This window comes from Palleronia sp. (assembly GCF_042089775.1).
Taxonomy (GTDB): domain Bacteria; phylum Pseudomonadota; class Alphaproteobacteria; order Rhodobacterales; family Rhodobacteraceae; genus Palleronia.
On record NZ_JBELKF010000007.1, the window covers coordinates 19,133 to 36,369 of the forward strand.

15 protein-coding genes and 1 pseudogene are annotated in these 17,237 nt (G+C 66.5%); 10 read left to right on the forward strand and 6 right to left on the reverse strand.

Annotated features, from left to right (window positions below; translation table 11 throughout):
* Positions 1-2: 2 nt before the first annotated feature.
* Positions 3-2,987, reverse strand: a complete 2,985-nt coding sequence (locus ACFDS3_RS03390; RefSeq protein WP_375260931.1) for a hypothetical protein — start codon at positions 2,985-2,987, stop codon at positions 3-5.
* Between the two features lie 401 nt (positions 2,988-3,388).
* On the opposite strand from ACFDS3_RS03390, the gene ACFDS3_RS03395 reads away from it, so the two are divergent.
* Both ACFDS3_RS03395 and ACFDS3_RS03400 read left to right on the forward strand, forming a co-directional pair.
* Positions 3,389-4,681: an adenylosuccinate synthase gene (locus ACFDS3_RS03395; protein WP_375260932.1), complete on the forward strand. Its 1,293-nt coding sequence runs from the start codon at positions 3,389-3,391 to the stop codon at positions 4,679-4,681.
* Positions 4,682-4,685: 4 nt separating this feature from the next.
* Positions 4,686-4,910: a DUF2842 domain-containing protein gene (locus ACFDS3_RS03400; protein ID WP_375260933.1), complete on the forward strand. Its 225-nt coding sequence runs from the start codon at positions 4,686-4,688 to the stop codon at positions 4,908-4,910.
* A 3-nt stretch (positions 4,911-4,913) separates the two neighbouring features.
* Here the strand turns inward: ACFDS3_RS03400 and ACFDS3_RS03405 are convergent, their stop codons facing one another.
* Positions 4,914-7,064 carry a hypothetical protein gene (locus ACFDS3_RS03405; protein ID WP_375260934.1) on the reverse strand — a complete coding sequence of 717 codons (2,151 nt, stop codon included), beginning with the start codon at positions 7,062-7,064 and terminating at the stop codon, positions 4,914-4,916.
* A gap of 140 nt (positions 7,065-7,204) precedes the next feature.
* Between ACFDS3_RS03405 and ACFDS3_RS03410 the strand changes: the two genes are divergently transcribed.
* Positions 7,205-7,840, forward strand: a complete 636-nt coding sequence (locus tag ACFDS3_RS03410; RefSeq protein ID WP_375260935.1) for a thiamine diphosphokinase — start codon at positions 7,205-7,207, stop codon at positions 7,838-7,840.
* A 2-nt stretch (positions 7,841-7,842) separates the two neighbouring features.
* Here the strand turns inward: ACFDS3_RS03410 and ACFDS3_RS03415 are convergent, their stop codons facing one another.
* The gene (locus ACFDS3_RS03415) at positions 7,843-9,216 is read right to left on the reverse strand and encodes an L-serine ammonia-lyase (RefSeq protein WP_375260936.1); all 1,374 of its coding nucleotides are present in this window, start codon (positions 9,214-9,216) and stop codon (positions 7,843-7,845) included.
* Between the two features lie 159 nt (positions 9,217-9,375).
* Here ACFDS3_RS03415 and rpiA point away from each other — a divergent pair, with 159 nt between their 5' ends.
* Positions 9,376-10,158 carry a ribose-5-phosphate isomerase RpiA gene (gene rpiA, locus ACFDS3_RS03420; RefSeq protein WP_375260937.1) on the forward strand — a complete coding sequence of 261 codons (783 nt, stop codon included), beginning with the start codon at positions 9,376-9,378 and terminating at the stop codon, positions 10,156-10,158.
* A gap of 15 nt (positions 10,159-10,173) precedes the next feature.
* Here the strand turns inward: rpiA and ACFDS3_RS03425 are convergent, their stop codons facing one another.
* Positions 10,174-10,989, reverse strand: a complete 816-nt coding sequence (locus ACFDS3_RS03425) for a MipA/OmpV family protein (RefSeq protein WP_375260938.1) — start codon at positions 10,987-10,989, stop codon at positions 10,174-10,176.
* A gap of 143 nt (positions 10,990-11,132) precedes the next feature.
* Between ACFDS3_RS03425 and ACFDS3_RS03430 the strand changes: the two genes are divergently transcribed.
* From ACFDS3_RS03430 to ACFDS3_RS03450, 5 genes are all read left to right on the forward strand, one after another.
* The gene (locus tag ACFDS3_RS03430) at positions 11,133-11,576 is read left to right on the forward strand and encodes a TerB family tellurite resistance protein (protein ID WP_375260939.1); all 444 of its coding nucleotides are present in this window, start codon (positions 11,133-11,135) and stop codon (positions 11,574-11,576) included.
* A gap of 55 nt (positions 11,577-11,631) precedes the next feature.
* On the forward strand, positions 11,632-12,402 hold the full coding sequence (locus ACFDS3_RS03435; protein ID WP_375260940.1) for an ABC transporter ATP-binding protein: 771 nt from the start codon (positions 11,632-11,634) through the stop codon (positions 12,400-12,402).
* A gap of 80 nt (positions 12,403-12,482) precedes the next feature.
* The gene (locus ACFDS3_RS03440; protein WP_375260941.1) at positions 12,483-13,202 is read left to right on the forward strand and encodes a transporter substrate-binding domain-containing protein; all 720 of its coding nucleotides are present in this window, start codon (positions 12,483-12,485) and stop codon (positions 13,200-13,202) included.
* A gap of 99 nt (positions 13,203-13,301) precedes the next feature.
* Complete coding sequence (locus tag ACFDS3_RS03445; protein ID WP_375260942.1) at positions 13,302-14,159, forward strand: ABC transporter permease; 858 nt, start codon at positions 13,302-13,304, stop codon at positions 14,157-14,159.
* Positions 14,156-14,962: an ABC transporter permease gene (locus tag ACFDS3_RS03450; RefSeq protein WP_375260943.1), complete on the forward strand. Its 807-nt coding sequence runs from the start codon at positions 14,156-14,158 to the stop codon at positions 14,960-14,962. The genes ACFDS3_RS03445 and ACFDS3_RS03450 overlap by 4 nt, the downstream gene beginning before the upstream one ends.
* Here the strand turns inward: ACFDS3_RS03450 and ACFDS3_RS03455 are convergent.
* Both ACFDS3_RS03455 and ACFDS3_RS03460 read right to left on the reverse strand, forming a co-directional pair.
* The gene (locus ACFDS3_RS03455) at positions 14,959-16,359 is read right to left on the reverse strand and encodes an FAD-binding oxidoreductase (RefSeq protein WP_375260944.1); all 1,401 of its coding nucleotides are present in this window, start codon (positions 16,357-16,359) and stop codon (positions 14,959-14,961) included. The genes ACFDS3_RS03450 and ACFDS3_RS03455 overlap by 4 nt on opposite strands.
* Positions 16,356-17,139, reverse strand: a pseudogene (locus ACFDS3_RS03460) (MBL fold metallo-hydrolase). Before ACFDS3_RS03460 ends, ACFDS3_RS03455 begins: the two are co-directional and overlap by 4 nt.
* Between ACFDS3_RS03460 and ACFDS3_RS03465 the strand changes: the two are divergent.
* The gene (locus ACFDS3_RS03465) at positions 17,050-17,235 is read left to right on the forward strand and encodes a hypothetical protein (RefSeq protein ID WP_375260981.1); all 186 of its coding nucleotides are present in this window, start codon (positions 17,050-17,052) and stop codon (positions 17,233-17,235) included. The pseudogene ACFDS3_RS03460 and the gene ACFDS3_RS03465 sit on opposite strands and share 90 nt — an antisense overlap.
* The last annotated feature ends 2 nt before the right edge of the window (positions 17,236-17,237 follow it).

Below are 17,237 nucleotides of genomic sequence, written 5' to 3' on the forward strand. Positions count from 1 at the left end.
CCCTACATCAGCAGGGCTTCGATCGCCGACAGGGACGCGCCCGCGAAGGTCACCGTGTCGCCGTCCGGGGCCATCAAGACGACCGCGCTCCCCTGATCGGTCAACGTCGTGAGGGCGCTCGGGAACGAAGCGAACTCGATGCGGTCCTGGGTCGCGTCGAAGTCGGTGATCGTCACCGAAGAGATGCGGTCGTCGCTTCCGACGAAGACAAAGACGTCCCCGCCGGCGCCGCCGGTCAAAACGTGATCCCCTCCGCGAGAAAGATCGGCCACGATCACGTCGTTTCCGGCCCCGGCGTCAACCATATCCGTATGGTAGCCCGTCTCGATGCGGTCGTTGCCATCCCCTCCGTAAAGCCTGTTGCTGCCCTTGCTCCCCAAGAGCAGGTCGTCCCCGCTGTCTCCGTAGAGCACGTCGTTGCCGCCATGGGCGACCAGCGTGTCGCTACCGCCACCACCGTGAAGCGTGTCGGACCCGAGCATGCCCAGGATCTCGTCATCTCCGCCACCGCCGCGCAGCATGTCGTCGCCATCCGTCCCGACAAGATAATCCGCTGTGTACGTTGCGTAGGTGCCGCGAGCGTCGGGTTCGATCCCTGCAAGATCGTCTTCGGCAGAAACGGAGAGACTTCCGACCTGCATTCCCAGAGCGGCCCGGACTGTCGCGATATCCTCGGCCCCGAGGAGAACGGAATTCGTCTCACTCACGTGGACGAGCACACCGTCAGAATGCTGCGACAGCGCGGCCTCTCCCGCTGCTTGCCGCGCCTGCACAAGGGCGGCAAGGTCCTGTCCCTCCACCGTGATGCGCTCGACCGAGAGGTCGATGTCGTGGAGCGTCACCGTCCCGCCGCGCTCGGCCCCGCCCAGCGTGACGGCGAAGCTGTCGATTCCCGCACCGCCGTATGCCACATGCGACGCGCCCTTGATCAGGCTGAACTGAAGGAGGTCGTTGCCCTCGCCGCCGTAATAGCTGCCGCCATTCTGCCCGCCGTCGAGCGTGTCGTCACCCGGGCCGCCGAAGAGCACGTTCACGCTCTTCATTCCCGCAAGGAAGTCGTCACCGAGCCCACCCCAAAGCGTGTCCGCACCACGGCCGGCGAACAGGCGGTCGGCGCCGTCTCCGCCATCAATAAGGTCCTCGCCGTCGTCGCCATACAAGACGTCGTCGCCCGACAGCCCCATGATCGTGTCGTTTCCGGCGCCACCTGACACCGTGTCGGCGAGGCCGCTTACCCCGTTCCCGTCAGCGTCGCGATACGTGTCGTCGATCAGATCGTCGCCAGCGCTGCCGTCGGCCGGACCGGGCACAGGCCCGGAGACGGGCGAGAGGTGGTGCTCGAAAAAGCCGTGGAAGGTGGTGCCGCCGAGCCAGAGGTCCGTTTCGCTTCCATCGCCCAGAGCATCCGACGGGATACCTTCGGCGATCATCTCGTCGAGCGTGTAGAGGCGGCCGTTGTCTTCGTAGCGGTCCCCCTGCGTGTAATCGAAGTCTACCACATCATCGGCCCCGCCGGCGCCGCCGACAAATGTGTCGGCGCCCGCACCGCCGGTCATCTGGTCTGTCCCGCCGCCCGCGATCAGGCGGTCATCGCCCTCGCCGCCGAAGAGGTGGTCGTCGCCGGCGCCAGCGTCGATCGTATCATGCCCATATTGCCCGAACAGGTGGTCGTCCTTGGCGCCGCCCGTGACGAGATCGTTGCCCGTCCCGCCATAGATCAGGTCGTTGGCGGTGTCCGACCCGGTGATCGTGTCGTCGCCGCCATAGCCGAAGCCGTAGGCGATGCCGTCCGTGTCGTCGAAGGTCTGGCCTTCGGGCTGATAGCTCTCGTTGCGCACCTGTCCCGCCACGAGTTGAGTCTCGATCGCTTCGTTGCCAGCGTGTTCGACCGGACTTTCGTCCAGCGAATACGCATTCATCCCGTGGGCGAGCGAGTTCTGATGCAGGAACCGAAGGCTGCCGTCGGCATCGATCACGACGAAGTTGGACGCTCCGGTTTCGGCGCCGGGAAACCAGCTGAGGCCGATCCCGTTCTCGGCGAACCATTCGTAGCTCCGGGCGAAGAGGAAGGCGGCGCTGTCGATCTCGGCGATGTTGTCCACAACTCCGCCCGAGGCGTTGGTTTCCGTGATGAGGATGTCGTCGCCCGAGACCGGCGCGAAATGTGCGTCGAGCGTGGCGCCCAGTTCGTCGGCGTCGGTCGCGCTGCTGGTGCCCGCCCACCCGGGATAAAGGTGAGAGGACCACACGAGGTCCTCGCCCAGCGCATTGCGGATCGCGTCGAGCGCGGTCAGCCCGTCGATATTCCCGGTGTCGAGTTCGTCAAACTGAGCGGAGTAGCGCCAGCCGCCCACCAGGATGCGCCCGTCCGCCCCGGCATCGATCTTGGCAGCAAGCTCGATCATGTGCTGGGCGTAGAGGTCCTGGAACCTCGTCGATCCGGCCACGTCAGCATCTGCGCCGCGGGCATAGGTCGCCGGTTCGTTGACGATTTCATAGCCCCAGACGGCCTCCTTGACCTCCGGATGCCCGCTGAGCCAGGCGAGCATCCGGTCCCAGCCTTGGGACATGCCGTCGCGGATGTCCCCGGAGAGCGCATCGTAGATCGTGTCGGCGCTTTCCCCCGATCCGTAACGCTGCACATCCCCGCCGAAGTATCCCAGGATGATCTGGAACCCCTGGTCGGCGGCGGCAGCAAGGAAACGCTCGTACTGCTCGTGCAGCGTGCCATCGGCGTTGAACGAGAACTCGTTGAACGGCAGGCGCAGCGTGTTCACCTCGGACAAGGCCGAACGCAGCTTGGCGGCGAACTGCTCGGGCTCGCCATCCATCCCGAGGGGGATCGTCTGAAAATCGGAGTGCCAGAGATAGTACTTGCTGTCGGACGCCTTGTTGACGTCGTGCGTTCCATCGGCCTTGTCCGCCGCAACCTGGTCCTCTGCGATGACTTGCAGGTTTATGGCATTGATATGCGCTGTGCTCGACATGCCCCGTGTCTCCCAATCCGGCGCGACCCGATTGCGTCCGGAATCGCGCCGAAGTTTTGACCTGAGCAGAAAATGCGCGGGAAGGCGTTAAGCCCACGTTTAAGCTCTTCGTCTTGGTCGCCGGCGCCGCCGCGCCAGCATGTCCAGCACCTCGACCCATCACCACATAGATGTAGCCCCCAGGCACATGGCCCAGAGCCATTCCCATCGTCGCGCGCACTGCGAAGGTAGCACATGCGTGACTGGCAAGAAGGTCCAGCATGAGGACGCCGTAGAGATGCGATAAAAAACGGAGCACGAGTTCGCCGGGTCTCCCGCAACCCGGATCGAACGGCGCTGGGGGCTGGTCCCCGGCGCAACGCTCGGCTAGGAACGGCCCGTTTGCAGCGAGGGAGATCGCGATGGCCAACGTGGCGGTGATCGGCGCCCAATGGGGTGACGAGGGAAAAGGCAAGATCGTGGACTGGCTCAGCGAGCGGGCCGACGTGATCGTGCGCTTCCAGGGGGGGCACAACGCGGGCCACACGCTCGTGATCGACGGCACCGTCTATAAGCTGCACGCCCTGCCCTCGGGCGTCGTGCGCCAAGGCAAGCTGAGCGTCATCGGCAATGGCGTCGTGCTCGACCCGTGGCATCTGGTGCGCGAGATCGAGTCGATCCGCGCCCAGGGCGTCGAGATCACGCCCGACACGCTGATGATCGCCGAGAACACGCCCCTGATCCTGCCCTTCCACGGGGAGCTCGACCGCGCCCGCGAGGGGCAGACGGCGGTTGCCAAGATCGGCACCACCGGTCGCGGGATCGGCCCGGCCTACGAGGACAAAGTGGGCCGCCGCGTGATCCGTGTCGCCGACCTTGCAGATGCCGAGACGCTGGCCCTGCGGGTGGACCGCGCGCTTGTTCACCACAACGCGCTGCGCAGCGGGCTTGGCCTCGACCCGATCGACCGCGACGCGCTGATTGCGGAACTGCAGGAGATTGCGCCGCAGATCCTGCCCTTCGCCAAGCCGGTGTGGCGCGAACTCGATCGTGCCAAGCGCGACGGCAAGCGCATCCTGTTCGAAGGAGCGCAGGGCGCGCTGCTGGACATCGACTTTGGCACCTACCCCTACGTCACGTCCTCGAACGTCATCGCGGGACAGGCTGCGACCGGCTCGGGGCTGGGGCCGGATGCGGTGGATTTCACGCTAGGGATCGTCAAGGCCTACACCACTCGCGTCGGCGAAGGCCCCTTCCCGACCGAGCTTCTTGACGCAGACGGCGAGCGGCTGGGCGAGCGCGGGCACGAGTTCGGCACCACCACGGGGCGCAAGCGCCGCTGTGGTTGGTTCGACGCCTGCCTCGTGCGGCAGACGGCGGCGATTTCGGGGATGCATGGCATCGCACTGACCAAGCTCGACGTGCTGGACGGGTTCGATCGGATCAAGATCTGCGTCGGCTATGACCTGGACGGCATGCGGCTGGACTACCTGCCCACCGCGTCGCAGGCACAGTCACGGTGCACGCCGATCTATGAAGAGATGGAAGGCTGGAGCACCTCGACCGAGGGCGCCCGCAGCTGGGCCGAGCTGCCTGCCGGCGCGATCAAGTACGTCCGTCGCGTGGAAGAGCTGATCGGCTGCCCGGTGGCCCTGCTGTCCACCAGCCCCGAGCGGGACGACACGATCCTCGTCACCGATCCGTTCCAGGATTGAGCCGATGGCCCTGTCACACAAGGCCAAGCGCCGCTGGTCGCTGGCGATCCTGCTGATCGGCTTGCCGGTCTGGATCATCGTGTCGTCGAGCGTGATGACCCTGCTCGGCCGCCCGCCCATCCTGGTCGAACTGCTGGTCTATCTGGCGCTCGGCCTGATCTGGGCGCTGCCGTTTCGCAACGTGTTCCGCGGGGTCGGCCAGCCCGACCCCGACCATCGCGACGACTGAGACTCAGTTGGCGATGCGGGCCTTCGTGGCCAGCTCCGCGTCCTCGGCCAGCGCAAAGCGCCCGTGCTCGACCTTGCGAATGCGGCCCGACCGCAGAAGCTGGCCTAAACTCTTCAGCCCCTCCTCTCGGGTCGCGGACCCTTCGGGAGCAGCTTCGGTCACGCGGCGGAGCAAGACGGGCCGCGGCGCCCCGTCCTGCCCTTCGACGATTTTCGAATAGGCCGCTGCGGCCTCCAGCAGATCGGGCAGCTCCCGGGCCCCGAGCTTGGCCGCGAAATCGACGAAGGACTGCTTCTCCGCCGGCCTGGAGACTTCGACAGGCGCGACTGGCGTGGAGGCCCCCCTCAGCGGGCGAACCGGTCGAACGGAGTCGACGCGCTGCGATGACACCAGGACGAGCGGACCGGGGCCACCCGGTGCCCTCGCGGGTTCACCTTCAGTCCCGGGGCGGCGGGGCCGCACGGCCTTTTGCAGATCGTCGCGGAACCTCGCGATGGAGGCGTCGCTTGCCAACGAACGATCGCGCAGCCGGTCATCCGCCTTGGTCGCCGCGACAGCCGCTCGGAGATGCTGGATCGCCGAGCGGCGGCGGTGCCCCTCCGGCTCGCCCATCTGGGCATTCGTTTCGTCAAGCAAACGCGTCACAGTCTGCTCGCCGCTCGGCTTGTCCTGTGCCGGTTCGGCCTCTTCCTCGCTGTCGGGATCGGCGGCCGTCGGGGCGCCCTCCTGCTCGACGGCGGCAAGCTCGGCCGCCAGGGCGGATGCGTCCGCGTCGGTCAGATCGGTGCTCGCAAAGATTCCGCGGATGGCCTCCTCGGTGTTGGCCTCCGGCACCTCCCCCTCGACTTCCTCAATTTCTTCGAGGTCGCCGTTCGCGAGCGCTTCTTCGAATTCGGTGCGGCTCATCCTGACGATCCGCGGGACACCGTCGTCATCCTCGACCTCGACTTCGACCCACGCGTCGTCTTCGTCCCCGGCTTGCGCCGCCTCATCCGCAGCGCCCTGTCCAGACGGCTCATCCTGCTGCTCGCTCGACGATTTTCCTGCCGAAGCGATCGCGGACATCAGGTCGGCCAGCTCGACGTCTTCGGCGGTCTCATCCGTCGGCGCTTCCGAGGCAGCAGAGGCGGGTTCCTCTGCCGCGGCAGGGGCTTCCGCCTCTGCTGCCGCCATCTTGTCAAAGCCGCTTTCGGGAGCAACTGCGGCCACCTCATCAATCGTTGCATCGTCGGGCGAAAGCTCCGGCACCCAAGAGGCCGGCAGTTCCTCTTCTGCGTCGTCGAGGTCCACCATCGCTGCGGCAGTCGGGACGGAGACATCGGGCGACAACGACGCCTCTTTGGCCCCGCGTTCCTCTGCGGCCTCGGGCGGCGCCGGATCGAGTTCAGCGCGGTGTGCCGGCTCGGTGGCCAAGCCGGCAGCGACAGTGGCCACTCCCTCAGCCGCACCCACCTGCTGCGCACCCGGGATAGGGGCCGTCACCTCGGGCTCTGCCGCATCAGGGGCAGCCTCGTCAGACGCGCGATCGTCCGGTTCATCCAACGTGTCTGCCGCGGCCCGCGAGGGTTCGCTGTCGTCATCGACCGAAGTTTCGGCGGCGAAATCGTCTTCTTCGGAAATCTCCGCGTCCTCGGCCTCGGCGAAGGCCGTTAGAAGCGATTCGTCCCGATCGTCGACGACCTGCTCGTCCTCCTCATAGGTCCGGTCGCGCTGGGCGCGGGCCTTGGCAACCACCGCACGGATGCGGGCGAGCCGTTCCGCGACCGATTCCGAGCCGGCGGCCTCCGTCTCTTCGACCTCAGGCTCCTGAGCCTCAGCCTCCCTCTCCGACTCCGGCTTGGGTGATTCAGGTGCAGCAGCCGCGGGCGGAGAGGGCTGCGGAGCGGTCTCGTCCGCTTCCGTCATCTGGCGCAGCACCACGCCCTTGTCTTCGACCCTCGCCTCGACCCGGCGACGCACCTCGCGCTCGGCGATCTGGTGGAGCATCTGTGCGTCGGGCTGCGGGGGTTCAGCCCCGAAATAGCGATCTTCGGCAGCGAGGTCGCGGAAATACTCGGCAATCGACTGCATCGTGCCGAAAGGGTTGTCGAACCCTTCAAGCGTGCACGAAAAGGTCCCGTAGGACACGGTCAGGATCTTGTTCGATTGCGCCATAGGTCGTTCGCCTTCCCGATCCGTCGAGCCGATGCCAAAGTAACATGGCAGAGTTTATCAAAACGTACGGAACTGAGAAAATTAATGCATTATTTCAGGGCCGAATTGTGACCCCCCGGGAAAGCATGAGCGCGCTGGGGGTGAAACCAGGACACGGGGTCACCCTTGTCGGTGGCGCGCCGGTCGCGCCCGAGGACCTGCAGTGGGCAGCGGCCCGTGCTCCGCGGGTGATCGCGGCGGATAGCGGGGCCGACACCGTGATCCTCGCCGGGCAAACGCCAGAGGCTGTCATCGGTGACCTGGATTCAGTCTCGGACCGAACCCGCACCTCGCTGCCACAAGGCGTTCTTCACCACATAGCCGATCAGGACAGCACGGATTTCGAGAAGTGCCTGTCCCTCATCGACGCGCCGCTGATCGTCGGCCTTGGCTTTCTGGGCGCCCGCATCGACCACACGCTCGCGGCGCTGTCCTGCCTGGCGCGCAACCCCGCGCCCTGCATCCTGCTCGGGCCTTCGGATGTCGCGTTTGCCGCCCCGGCCGCGCTGCGACTCGACCTCGCGCCGGGGACCCGCGTGTCCCTGTTTCCGATGCGCCCGACCGAGGGGCGCTCCGAAGGCCTGCGGTGGCCCATCGACGGGCTGCGCCTCGACCCAAGCGGACGAATCGGCACCTCTAACGAAGCGACCGGGGCTGTTTACCTTGAAGCGGAAGGATTGCTCGTCCTGCTGCCGCGATCCGAACGCGATGTAGCCGTACGGGTCTTCGCACCCTGACCTCAGCAATTCGGGATGTTCACAGCCAATCCGCCAAGGGAAGTCTCCTTGTACTTTTCGCTCATGTCGCGGCCGGTCTGGCGCATCGTCTCGATCGCGGCGTCGAGAGGCACGAAATGCGTCCCGTCGCCACGCAGGGCCAGCGAGGCCGCGCCGACGGCCTTCATCGCGCCAAGTCCGTTGCGCTCGATGCAGGGCACCTGAACGAGGCCGCGGACAGGGTCGCAGGTCATGCCCAGATGATGTTCGAGCGCGATTTCCGCCGCGTTCTCGATCTGCTCTGGCGTACCGCCCAGAACGGCGCATAGCCCGGCGGCGGCCATTGCGGCGGCGCTGCCGACCTCGGCCTGGCATCCGCATTCGGCACCCGAGATCGACGCGTTGTGCTTGACCAAGCCTCCCACGGCCGCGGCAGTCAGAAGGAACTCGCCCACGCGGGCGGTGCTGGCGCCGGGCACGTGGTCCAGCCAGTAGCGCATCACGGCCGGAACGACCCCGGCGGCGCCATTCGTTGGGGCGGTCACGACACGGCCACCGGCGGCGTTCTCTTCGTTCACCGCCATCGCGTAGGCCGCCAGCCAGTCCATGGCGAGGTGCGGCTGGGGCTGGTTGCGCCCGCGCTCGTCGTTCAACCCACGTGCGAGGGCGCTCGCCCGTCGCCGCACGCCCAGACCACCCGGCAGGATACCCTCGGCGGCAAGGCCACGGTCGATGCAGTCAGACATCTCGCGCCAGATCCGGTCGAGTCCCTCGTGCAGGGCGACGCCTCCGATGCGCGAGATCTCGTTCGCCCGCTTCAGCTCGGCGATCGAGCGACCCTCGGCGGCGCACATCGACAGCATCTGGGCAGCAGTCTTGAAGGGGAACGGGACAGGTTTGCCTGGCGCCACGTCCCCACCGGCCGCATGTTCCTCGGCGCTGAGGACGAAGCCGCCACCGATCGAGAAATAGATTTGCCGCAGCACCACGTCGCCCTCGGCATCACGGGCATAGAATTCGAGCGCATTCGCGTGCCCCTCGAGCGGTCGGTCGAAGTCGAAGATCACGTCGCGTTCGGGATCGAAGGCGAGCGGCGGCAGGCCTTCGGGCGTGACCTGGCGCGTCGAGGCGATGCGGGCCAGCAGCTCTTCGGCCTTGTCGGCCTCGTAATCGGCGAGCGTGACACCGGCGAGGCCCAGGATTATCGCCCGGTCCGTCGCATGGCCCTTCCCCGTGAACGCAAGCGAGCCATGCAGGCTGACCGAGACGCCGGCAGGGGTGAAGGCCGAGTTGCGCAGAAGGTCCAGAAAGCGGGCCGCGGCCACCATCGGCCCCATCGTGTGGGACGATGAGGGGCCGAGCCCCGGCTTGAACAGGTCCAGCACGGAGATGAACATCGCGCCTCCTTTTCCGCAAACCTTTCACGCCGCGGCCGCAGCCCCTTCGCGGGAAGCGACACCGCGCGGCACATCTGCGCCACGATAGCCTTTCTCCTTGGCCGAAACACGGCAATCCGCCTATACGTCGCGAAACACAGCCGGAAAGGTGCCAAGCTCATGGCCGCGAAGCTCTCTGCCATCGACACCGCCAAATATGTTGCCGCCAAGCGGGCCTGCGACTTCGTCGAGGACGGCATGCGGGTCGGATTGGGCACCGGCTCGACCGCCGCGTGGCTGGTTCGCTGCCTGGGCGAACTGGTGAAGGACGGGCTTTCGATCACCGGCGTGCCCACCTCGACCCGCACGGCCGACTTGGCGCGGCAGTTGGGTATCCCGGTGACCACGCTGGACGAGGTGAAGTGGCTCGACCTTACCATCGATGGCGCGGACGAGTACGACCAGAACCTGAACCTCATCAAGGGCGGTGGGGGGGCGCTTCTGCAGGAGAAGATCGTCGCCACCGCGTCGGATCGAATGATCGTGATCGCCGACCGGACCAAGCAGGTCGAGGCGCTCGGCGCATTTCCCCTGCCGGTCGAGGTCATCCCCTTCGGTTGGCAGACCACCAAGGCGCTGCTGGAAGAGACGCTCGCCGCGCTCGACGTGATGGGCGATCGCGTGAGCCTGCGGATGAACGGTTCCGCGCCCTACGTCACCGATGAGGGAAACCACATCCTCGACCTGCATCTGGGGCGGATCGGTAACCCGCGCCAGACGGCACTCGTGCTGAACCAGATCCCCGGCGTGGTCGAGAACGGGCTCTTCATCGACATCTGCGACATGGTGGTGACCGGCAACGGCGACGGGCGCGTGCAGGTCAAGGACATCAATGTCGGCACGACCCAAGAGGACGTCATCGAGTTCGACGACGCCGAGAACATCTTCGCCAATCTGGAGTGAGGGGCGCCTTGCCTCTCAGAAATCCAGCGTGATCCGCCGCGTCAGGCCGACGCGCATGCCGTACTGATCCTGATCGCCATTCTCGACGATCGGGCTGTCGGCGGCATCGCCCAGGAAGCGGTCATAGGTCACCGCGCCTTCGACGCCCCAGTTTTCGGTGAAGCGGTACTTCGCGCCGACTTCGACACCGGCGCTGATCAGACCGCCATCGGCGTCGTAAGCATCGAAGCTCGTCGTCGTCGTCGGCACGTCGAAATAGGTAGAGGCATAGTCGTCGCTGCCAAGAAGGACGCGGGGTCCGGCGGACAGGGTCAGACGGTCGGACGGGTGCGCCTTGAGGTCGGCCCCGAGCTCGCCCACGATGCTTTCGTGGCCGTTGATGCCGTAGCGAACATCCGCATACGCGTCGAACCGCTCTGAGCGGTAGCCGACGCCCAACCCGACCTCGTAGGTGGCGTCCACGTCGGCCAAGCCTTGCAGCTCGGGGTTGTCGTCGGCCGTGCGCTCGTCGATGTAGCGGAAAGACCCGCGCAGGGCGACGCCCTCGGAGCGGGCGTAGGGATCGGGCGAACCGAATTTCAGCGGTCCCAAGTCGACCTGGTTCAGCGAGAATCCGAAGTCGGGTCCGAACTCGTAGTCATCCGACCCGAAATACTCCGGCGTCGTCGCCACGCCGCCACGCAGGGTGAACACGAGGTTCGGCGCGGACTCAACCACGGGCTGCGCATAGGCCGGGCCAGGCTCGGACGTGGGCAGCGACAGGCTGCCGGCCCAGGCGGCCGGGGCGAGAGTGACGAGCGCGGTGGCGAAGAGGGCGCGGGTGGCGATCAAGGCGAAGGTCCCTGCTGAATTGTTCGACCCCACACTAATGCGGAGATCATGACCTCAACAAGACCGCGGGCCAAAGGTTCTCTTTCCCGTGAGTTTTCTCGCGACCCTTTGCGATTTTGCAACACGGCCGTATATGGCTTGGCATGCTGCACGATCTTATCCGCCGGCTCATGGCGTCCGAACCCGAACCGATGCCCGACTCCGATGCGCGCCTTGCGCTGACTGCGCTTCTCGTCCGGCTGGCACGCGCCGACGAGACGTATGCGCAGGCCGAGCGTGACCGGATCGACCGCACCGTGGCCACCCGCTACGGCCTTTCGCCCGAAGACGCGCGCCAGTTGCGGCAGGAGGCCGAGGCGGTCGAGGCCGAAGCGCCCGACACCGTCCGCTTCACCCGCGCGATCAAGGACGGCGTCGCCTACGAGGACCGCATCGGCGTGATCGAGGCGCTGTGGGATGTCGTGCTCGCCGACGGGCGCCGGGACGAGGGCGAGGACGCGTTGATGCGCCAGATCGCCCCTCTTTTGGGCGTGAACGATCGCGATTCGAACATGGCCCGCCGCCGGGTCGAGGATCGTCGCGCCTGACATTGCATTTTGCGTCGCGCTGCGGCCTATACCGCCAAACCATGACGGAGGCCCCGTGACCCCGCCCGTTCTCAAAATCCGCGACCTGCACAAGAGCTATGGCGACCTCGAGGTCCTGCGCGGCGTCGATCTGACCGCCCCGCGCGGGCATGTGGTGTCGTTGATCGGCTCGTCCGGGTCGGGCAAGTCGACCCTCTTGCGCTGCTGCAACCTCCTTGAGGACAGCCAGCAGGGCGAGATCGCCTTCGAGGGCGAGCCGGTGCGCTGGAAGGGCGCCGGGCTGGACCGGCGTCCCGCCGACGCGAAGCAGGTCATGCGCATCCGCACGAACCTGTCGATGGTCTTCCAGTCGTTCAACCTGTGGGCCCACATGACGATCCTGCAAAACGTCATGGAGGCCCCCGTCCACGTCCTGAAGCGCAACCGCGCCGAGGTCGAGGACGCCGCGCGCGGTTATCTCGAGAAGGTCGGGATCGGCGACAAGGCCGACCGCTATCCGGCCGAGCTGTCGGGCGGCCAGCAGCAGCGCGCCGCCATTGCCCGCGCGCTGTGCATGGAGCCGCGAGCGCTGCTGTTCGACGAACCGACCTCGGCGCTTGATCCCGAACTCGAGCAGGAGGTCGTGCGCGTCATCAAGGCCCTCGCCGAAGAGGGGCGCACGATGATCCTCGTGACCCACGACATGAACATGGCGCGCGACTGTTCAGATCATGTGATCTTCCTCCACCAGGGCCGGATTGAGGAAGAGGGCGCGCCAGACCGACTGTTCGGTCAACCGGAAAGCGAGCGCCTGCGCGGTTTCCTCGGTTCCACCACCCCCGCCTGAACGGGGCAGCATTCTTGTCATTTCCCCCCGTTTCAGCGCACGGTTCGGCGATAAACAAAAAACCAACAGGAGTGACCATCATGAACCGCCTGATCCTCGGCACCGCCTTCCTGGCCCTCACGGCTGGTGCCGGCCTCGCACAGGACACCGTCCGCCTCGGCACCGAAGGCGCCTACCCTCCGTACAACTTCCTCGACGATAACGGCCAAATCGCCGGGTTCGAGCGTGAGCTGGGCGACGAACTCTGCGCCCGCGCCGAACTGACATGCGAGTGGGTGACGAACGACTGGGATTCGATCATCCCGAACCTGATGTCCGGCAACTACGACGCCATCATCGCCGGCATGTCGATCACGGACGAGCGTAAAGAGGTCCTCGACTTCTCCGAGAACTACACACCGCCGCTGCCCTCGGCCTATGCCGCCTTGTCCGAGGACGTGGACGTCGAGAGCGGCGTCGTCGCCGCCCAGACCGGCACGATCCAGGCCGATCACGTCACCAGCACCGGGGCCACGCTGCTGGAATTCCCGAACCCCGAGGATACCGTCGCTGCCGTCCGCAATGGCGAGGCCGACGCGGTGTTCGCGGACAAAGACTTCGTGACCTCCTATGTCGAAAGCAACGAAGATCTGATTTTTGTGGGCGAAGATGTTCAGCTCGGACAAGGCATCGGCATGGGTTTCCGCCAAAGCGACACGGAACTGCGCGAAACCTTCACCGCCGCCATCCAGAGCATGAAGGAAGATGGCTCGCTGAACGAGTTGATCGCGAAGTGGCTGCCCGACACGCCCCAGTTCTGATCTGACGACGCGGGTGGGCGCCGTCCGCGCCCGCCCGTCCTTCCGACATCGCCGGCCGCGTCCCCGGGACGAGGTGCCGGCCGCGACAGGCCTCTCCCCTTGCTCCCCATTTGCGCCGATCCATCCCAGCTTGACGGGCTCGCCTGGTTTGCCTGCTACCTGACGACGGGCAAGCACCTGGCGTTCTATGCCTCGTTCGGGACGATCCTGCTGTTGCTGGCGATCACCGCCCCTGTGGCGCTGCTCTTCGGGTTCGGGGGCGCGATGGCGGCGCGGGCCCGGTTCTGGCCGGTGAAGATCCTTGGCCGCACCTACATCGCCATCGTCCGCGGCGTGCCGGACATCGCCTTCTTCCTTTTCTTCGTCATCGCGATCGACCAGGGCGTCGAGTGGCTGCGCCATCAGGCGCTCTGCCCCGACTGGACCCAAGCCGTTCGCCAAGGCACAGAGTTCCTCGTCTGCCCCGAGGCCAAGGCGCCGTCGAGCAATGCGCCGCAATGGGCGCACGAGGTCTATGGCTTCGCGATCGCCGTCTTCACCTTCGCCATCGTCTTCGGCGCCTTCGCGGCCAACGTCCTCTTCGGCGCGATGATGGCCGTTCCCAAGGCGCAGCTCGAGACCGCTGCCGCCTACGGCATGAGCCGCGCCCAGACCTTCCGCCGCATCATCGTCCCGCAGATGTGGATCTACGCGCTGCCGGGGCTGTCGAACCTGTGGATGGTGCTCGTGAAGGCGACGCCGCTGCTATTCCTCCTGGGGATCGAGGACATCGTCTATTGGGCGCGCGAGCTTGGCGGCACCAAGACACCCAACTTCACCAGCTACCCGCACGGAGACTGGCGGATGTGGTACTTCCTTGCGCTGCTGGTCTTCTACCTCGGCCTCACGCGGGTCTCGGAGGTGGTGCTGGACCGCGTCATGGCGCGGCTGTCCCTGGGCCAGGCGGTCGCACGATGAGCTGCTGGCAGACGGTGCAGGACTACGCGCTGCGCTCGCTCGGGATCGGCGAGCGACTGCTGCCGCGCGAAGACTTCACATTGTGCCAGCAGGTCACACTGATCGGCTCTGGCTTGATCTGGAACGTCTATTTCGCGGTCGTGGCGCTGGCGCTCGGTTTCGGTCTGGCCATCGCGCTGGCCGTCGGGAAGGCCTCGAAGACCCGGCTCACGCGGAAGCCGAGCGAGTGGTTCATCCTGCTCTTCCGCGGCTCACCGCTCTTCATCCAGTTCTTCTTTGCCTATTTCGCCTTCCTGTCGCTCAAGGGGCAGACGTCGCTGGCGAACCCGCTGACGGCCGCGTGGCTGGGTGCTGCGATCGTGCTGTTCTTCAACACCGCCGCATACTCGGCCGAGATCTTCCACGGCGCGCTCAAGGCGATCCCGCGCGGCGACATGGAGGCGGCCGAGGCTTACGGCCTGACAGGCTGGACCCGGTTCCGCCGGATCACCTTCCCGACCATGCTGCGCCTCGCCTGGCCCGCCTACACGAACGAGGCGATCTTTCTGTTCCACGCGACGACGCTGGTGTTCTTCTCGGGCTTTCCGGCATGGCAGCAGCGGGGCGACGCGCTCTATTACGCCAACTACTTCGCGGACAAGACCTTCAACCCGTTCGTGCCCTACCCCATCCTCGCCGGCTATTTCATCCTGCTGACGCTGGGGATCGTGGCGCTGTTCTCGGTCGCCTCCGGGCGGCTGAACCGCCACCTGCCGCGCGAAAGCCAGCGGCGGCTGCGGCTGCGTCCCAACTTCCTGCGCTAACGGCTGGGGGCGCGCAGCACCGCGCCGGGGTTCATGATGCCGGCGGGATCGAGCGCCGCCTTGATTGCGCGCATCGCCTGCATCTTGGCCGGATCGCCGTACCGCTCGAGCTCGGCCACCTTGAGCCGCCCCACCCCATGCTCGGCCGAGAACGACCCGTCGCGCGCCGCAACCTCGTGGGCCACGATCTCGCGCAGCTCTGCGACACGGTCGGTGTAGTCTGCCCTCGACCGCCCCTCGGCCGGGAACAGGTTGTAGTGCAGGTTGCCATCGCCAAGGTGGCCGAAGCAGTTGATCCGCAGATCGGCCGCCTGCCGGAGCCGTGCGCCGCAGCCGTCGATGAAATCCGGCACGGCCGACAGTGGCAGGGAGATGTCGTTCGACGCGATCGCGCCGATGCGCTTGTTCGCCTCGGGGATGGTCTCGCGCACCGCCCAGAGGTCACGTCGCTGCGCCTCGCTGGAGGCGATGACGCCGTCGCTCACCAAGCCGGTCTCATGCCCCTCCACGAACAGCCGCTCGAGCCGCTCGATCGGGTCGTCCTCGGGACCCAGCCCCAGATCGATCAGCACGGACCACTCGGGCGCCTCGGGGAAGGGCAGCCTGACCGGCACACCGGTCTCTTGGAGGAACTGCATCCCCTGCCCCGCCATCAGCTCGAAAGCGGTGACGCCGCCGAGCTTCAGCGCCCGCCCAAGCAGGTCGAGCGCCTTGGCCGGGCTCTCCACCACCAGCACCGCCGTCCCTTCGTGCGCAGGACGCGGGAACAGGCGCAAAGCGGCCGCGGTAATGACACCGAGCGTTCCTTCGGCCCCGATCAGAAGATTGCGCAGATCATACCCGGTGTTGTCCTTCCTCAGGCGCCGGAGCCCCCGCAGGATCTCGCCCGAGGGCAGAACCGCCTCGATCCCCAGGACCAGGTCTCGCGCGTTGCCATAGCGTAGCACCTGCACGCCTCCCGCGTTCGTCGCCAGCAGCCCCCCGATCCGCGCTGTCCCCTCGCTTGCCAGCGACAGGGGAAACAACCGGTCCGCATCGGCCGCCGCGCCGTGCACGTCCGTAAGGATGCAGCCGGCCTCGGCCACCAGAACGTTCTCGGACGGGTACACCTCGCGGATGCGGTTCATCCGTTCGGTCGACAGCAGGATCGGCATGGCATCGGGCATGGTCTGCCCGCCCACGAGCCCTGTGCCGCCGCTCCATGGCACCACTGGAATGCCGCGCGAGGCGGCAAAGCGGATTACGCGCGCGACCTCCTCGGTATCGCTCGGAGCGACCACCGCCGCCGCGCTGCCGCGCCACATGCCCCGCGGCTCGGTCAGGTATGTGTCTCCGACCTCGCGCAGGGCGCCATCGGACAGGATTGTCGTCAGATCTTTCAGCCAGTCGGTCGTCATCGCAGTCCTGATAAAGGTGGCAGGACGTATACCGTGGGGCGTTCGGGCAGCGTGCGCAAGCTGACCTCGATCGACGGGTCGTCACGCATCTCCACGGCGAACTCGCGCGCGATGCCGTCCAGAAATCGCCCGAGCGTCGCCTGCCCGAACCAGTGCATCGGCAGGATGACCGAGCTTTCCAGCCGGGTGAGCACCGCGATCATCGTGTCGAGGTCCACCGTCATGCCACCGTCGACCGCCGCCATCACCACGTCGAGCCGCCCGAGCGCCGCGTATTGCGCTTCGTCCGGCTCGTGATGGAGGTGCCCCAGATGGCCGATACAGAGCCCCGCGACCTCGAAGACGAAGATCGAATTGCCGTATTTCTCGATTCCGCATAACCCGACCGGATGTCCGTGGGGACGTTGCGGACGAAGACTTCTCCGACCTCCAGCCGATGAGGGGTGGGCGCAGTCCCGTCGCCCAGCCTTCCAGAACATGCGGAATGCGCGGATCGGGAGAGATCGTCCAGTGCGACGAATGCGCGTGGTTCATCGTCGCCACGTCAGGCACGATGGGGGCACCCGCAAGCCAGCCGTTGTAATCGGTGACCGCCGTCGTGCCGTCGGGCGCCTCGATCAGGAACTGCGAGTGGTCCACGTAGGTCAGGCGCACCGTGTAGTCGGCCAGCGGATCGCCCCAGGCTGCCGCATGTACGTACTCGATTCCCGGCGCGGCGTCGGCGATGGCGATGCAGTGGCTCTGGCGGTCTTGCGCGGCGACGGGTCCGACAACAAGCACGACAGCGATGGTGAGGGCAGGAAAGCGGGACATGGCGGCACCTCCTGCCCCGAGGTTAGCGACGGCCACAGCGCCGATCCAATCGCGGTGACGTGAAC

Excerpts from the sequence above, each read along its gene's own strand:
- ACFDS3_RS03390 (WP_375260931.1), bottom strand. The coding sequence starts at position 2,987 with ATGTCGAGCACAGCGCATATCAATGCCATAAACCTGCAAGTCATCGCA.
- ACFDS3_RS03395 (WP_375260932.1), top strand. The coding sequence starts at position 3,389 with ATGGCCAACGTGGCGGTGATCGGCGCCCAATGGGGTGACGAGGGAAAA.
- ACFDS3_RS03400 (WP_375260933.1), top strand. The coding sequence starts at position 4,686 with ATGGCCCTGTCACACAAGGCCAAGCGCCGCTGGTCGCTGGCGATCCTG.
- ACFDS3_RS03405 (WP_375260934.1), bottom strand. The coding sequence starts at position 7,064 with ATGGCGCAATCGAACAAGATCCTGACCGTGTCCTACGGGACCTTTTCG.
- ACFDS3_RS03415 (WP_375260936.1), bottom strand. The coding sequence starts at position 9,216 with ATGTTCATCTCCGTGCTGGACCTGTTCAAGCCGGGGCTCGGCCCCTCA.
- rpiA (WP_375260937.1), top strand. The coding sequence starts at position 9,376 with ATGGCCGCGAAGCTCTCTGCCATCGACACCGCCAAATATGTTGCCGCC.
- ACFDS3_RS03430 (WP_375260939.1), top strand. The coding sequence starts at position 11,133 with ATGCTGCACGATCTTATCCGCCGGCTCATGGCGTCCGAACCCGAACCG.
- ACFDS3_RS03440 (WP_375260941.1), top strand. The coding sequence starts at position 12,483 with ATGAACCGCCTGATCCTCGGCACCGCCTTCCTGGCCCTCACGGCTGGT.
- ACFDS3_RS03450 (WP_375260943.1), top strand. The coding sequence starts at position 14,156 with ATGAGCTGCTGGCAGACGGTGCAGGACTACGCGCTGCGCTCGCTCGGG.
- ACFDS3_RS03455 (WP_375260944.1), bottom strand. The coding sequence starts at position 16,359 with ATGACGACCGACTGGCTGAAAGATCTGACGACAATCCTGTCCGATGGC.
- ACFDS3_RS03465 (WP_375260981.1), top strand. The coding sequence starts at position 17,050 with ATGTACGTACTCGATTCCCGGCGCGGCGTCGGCGATGGCGATGCAGTG.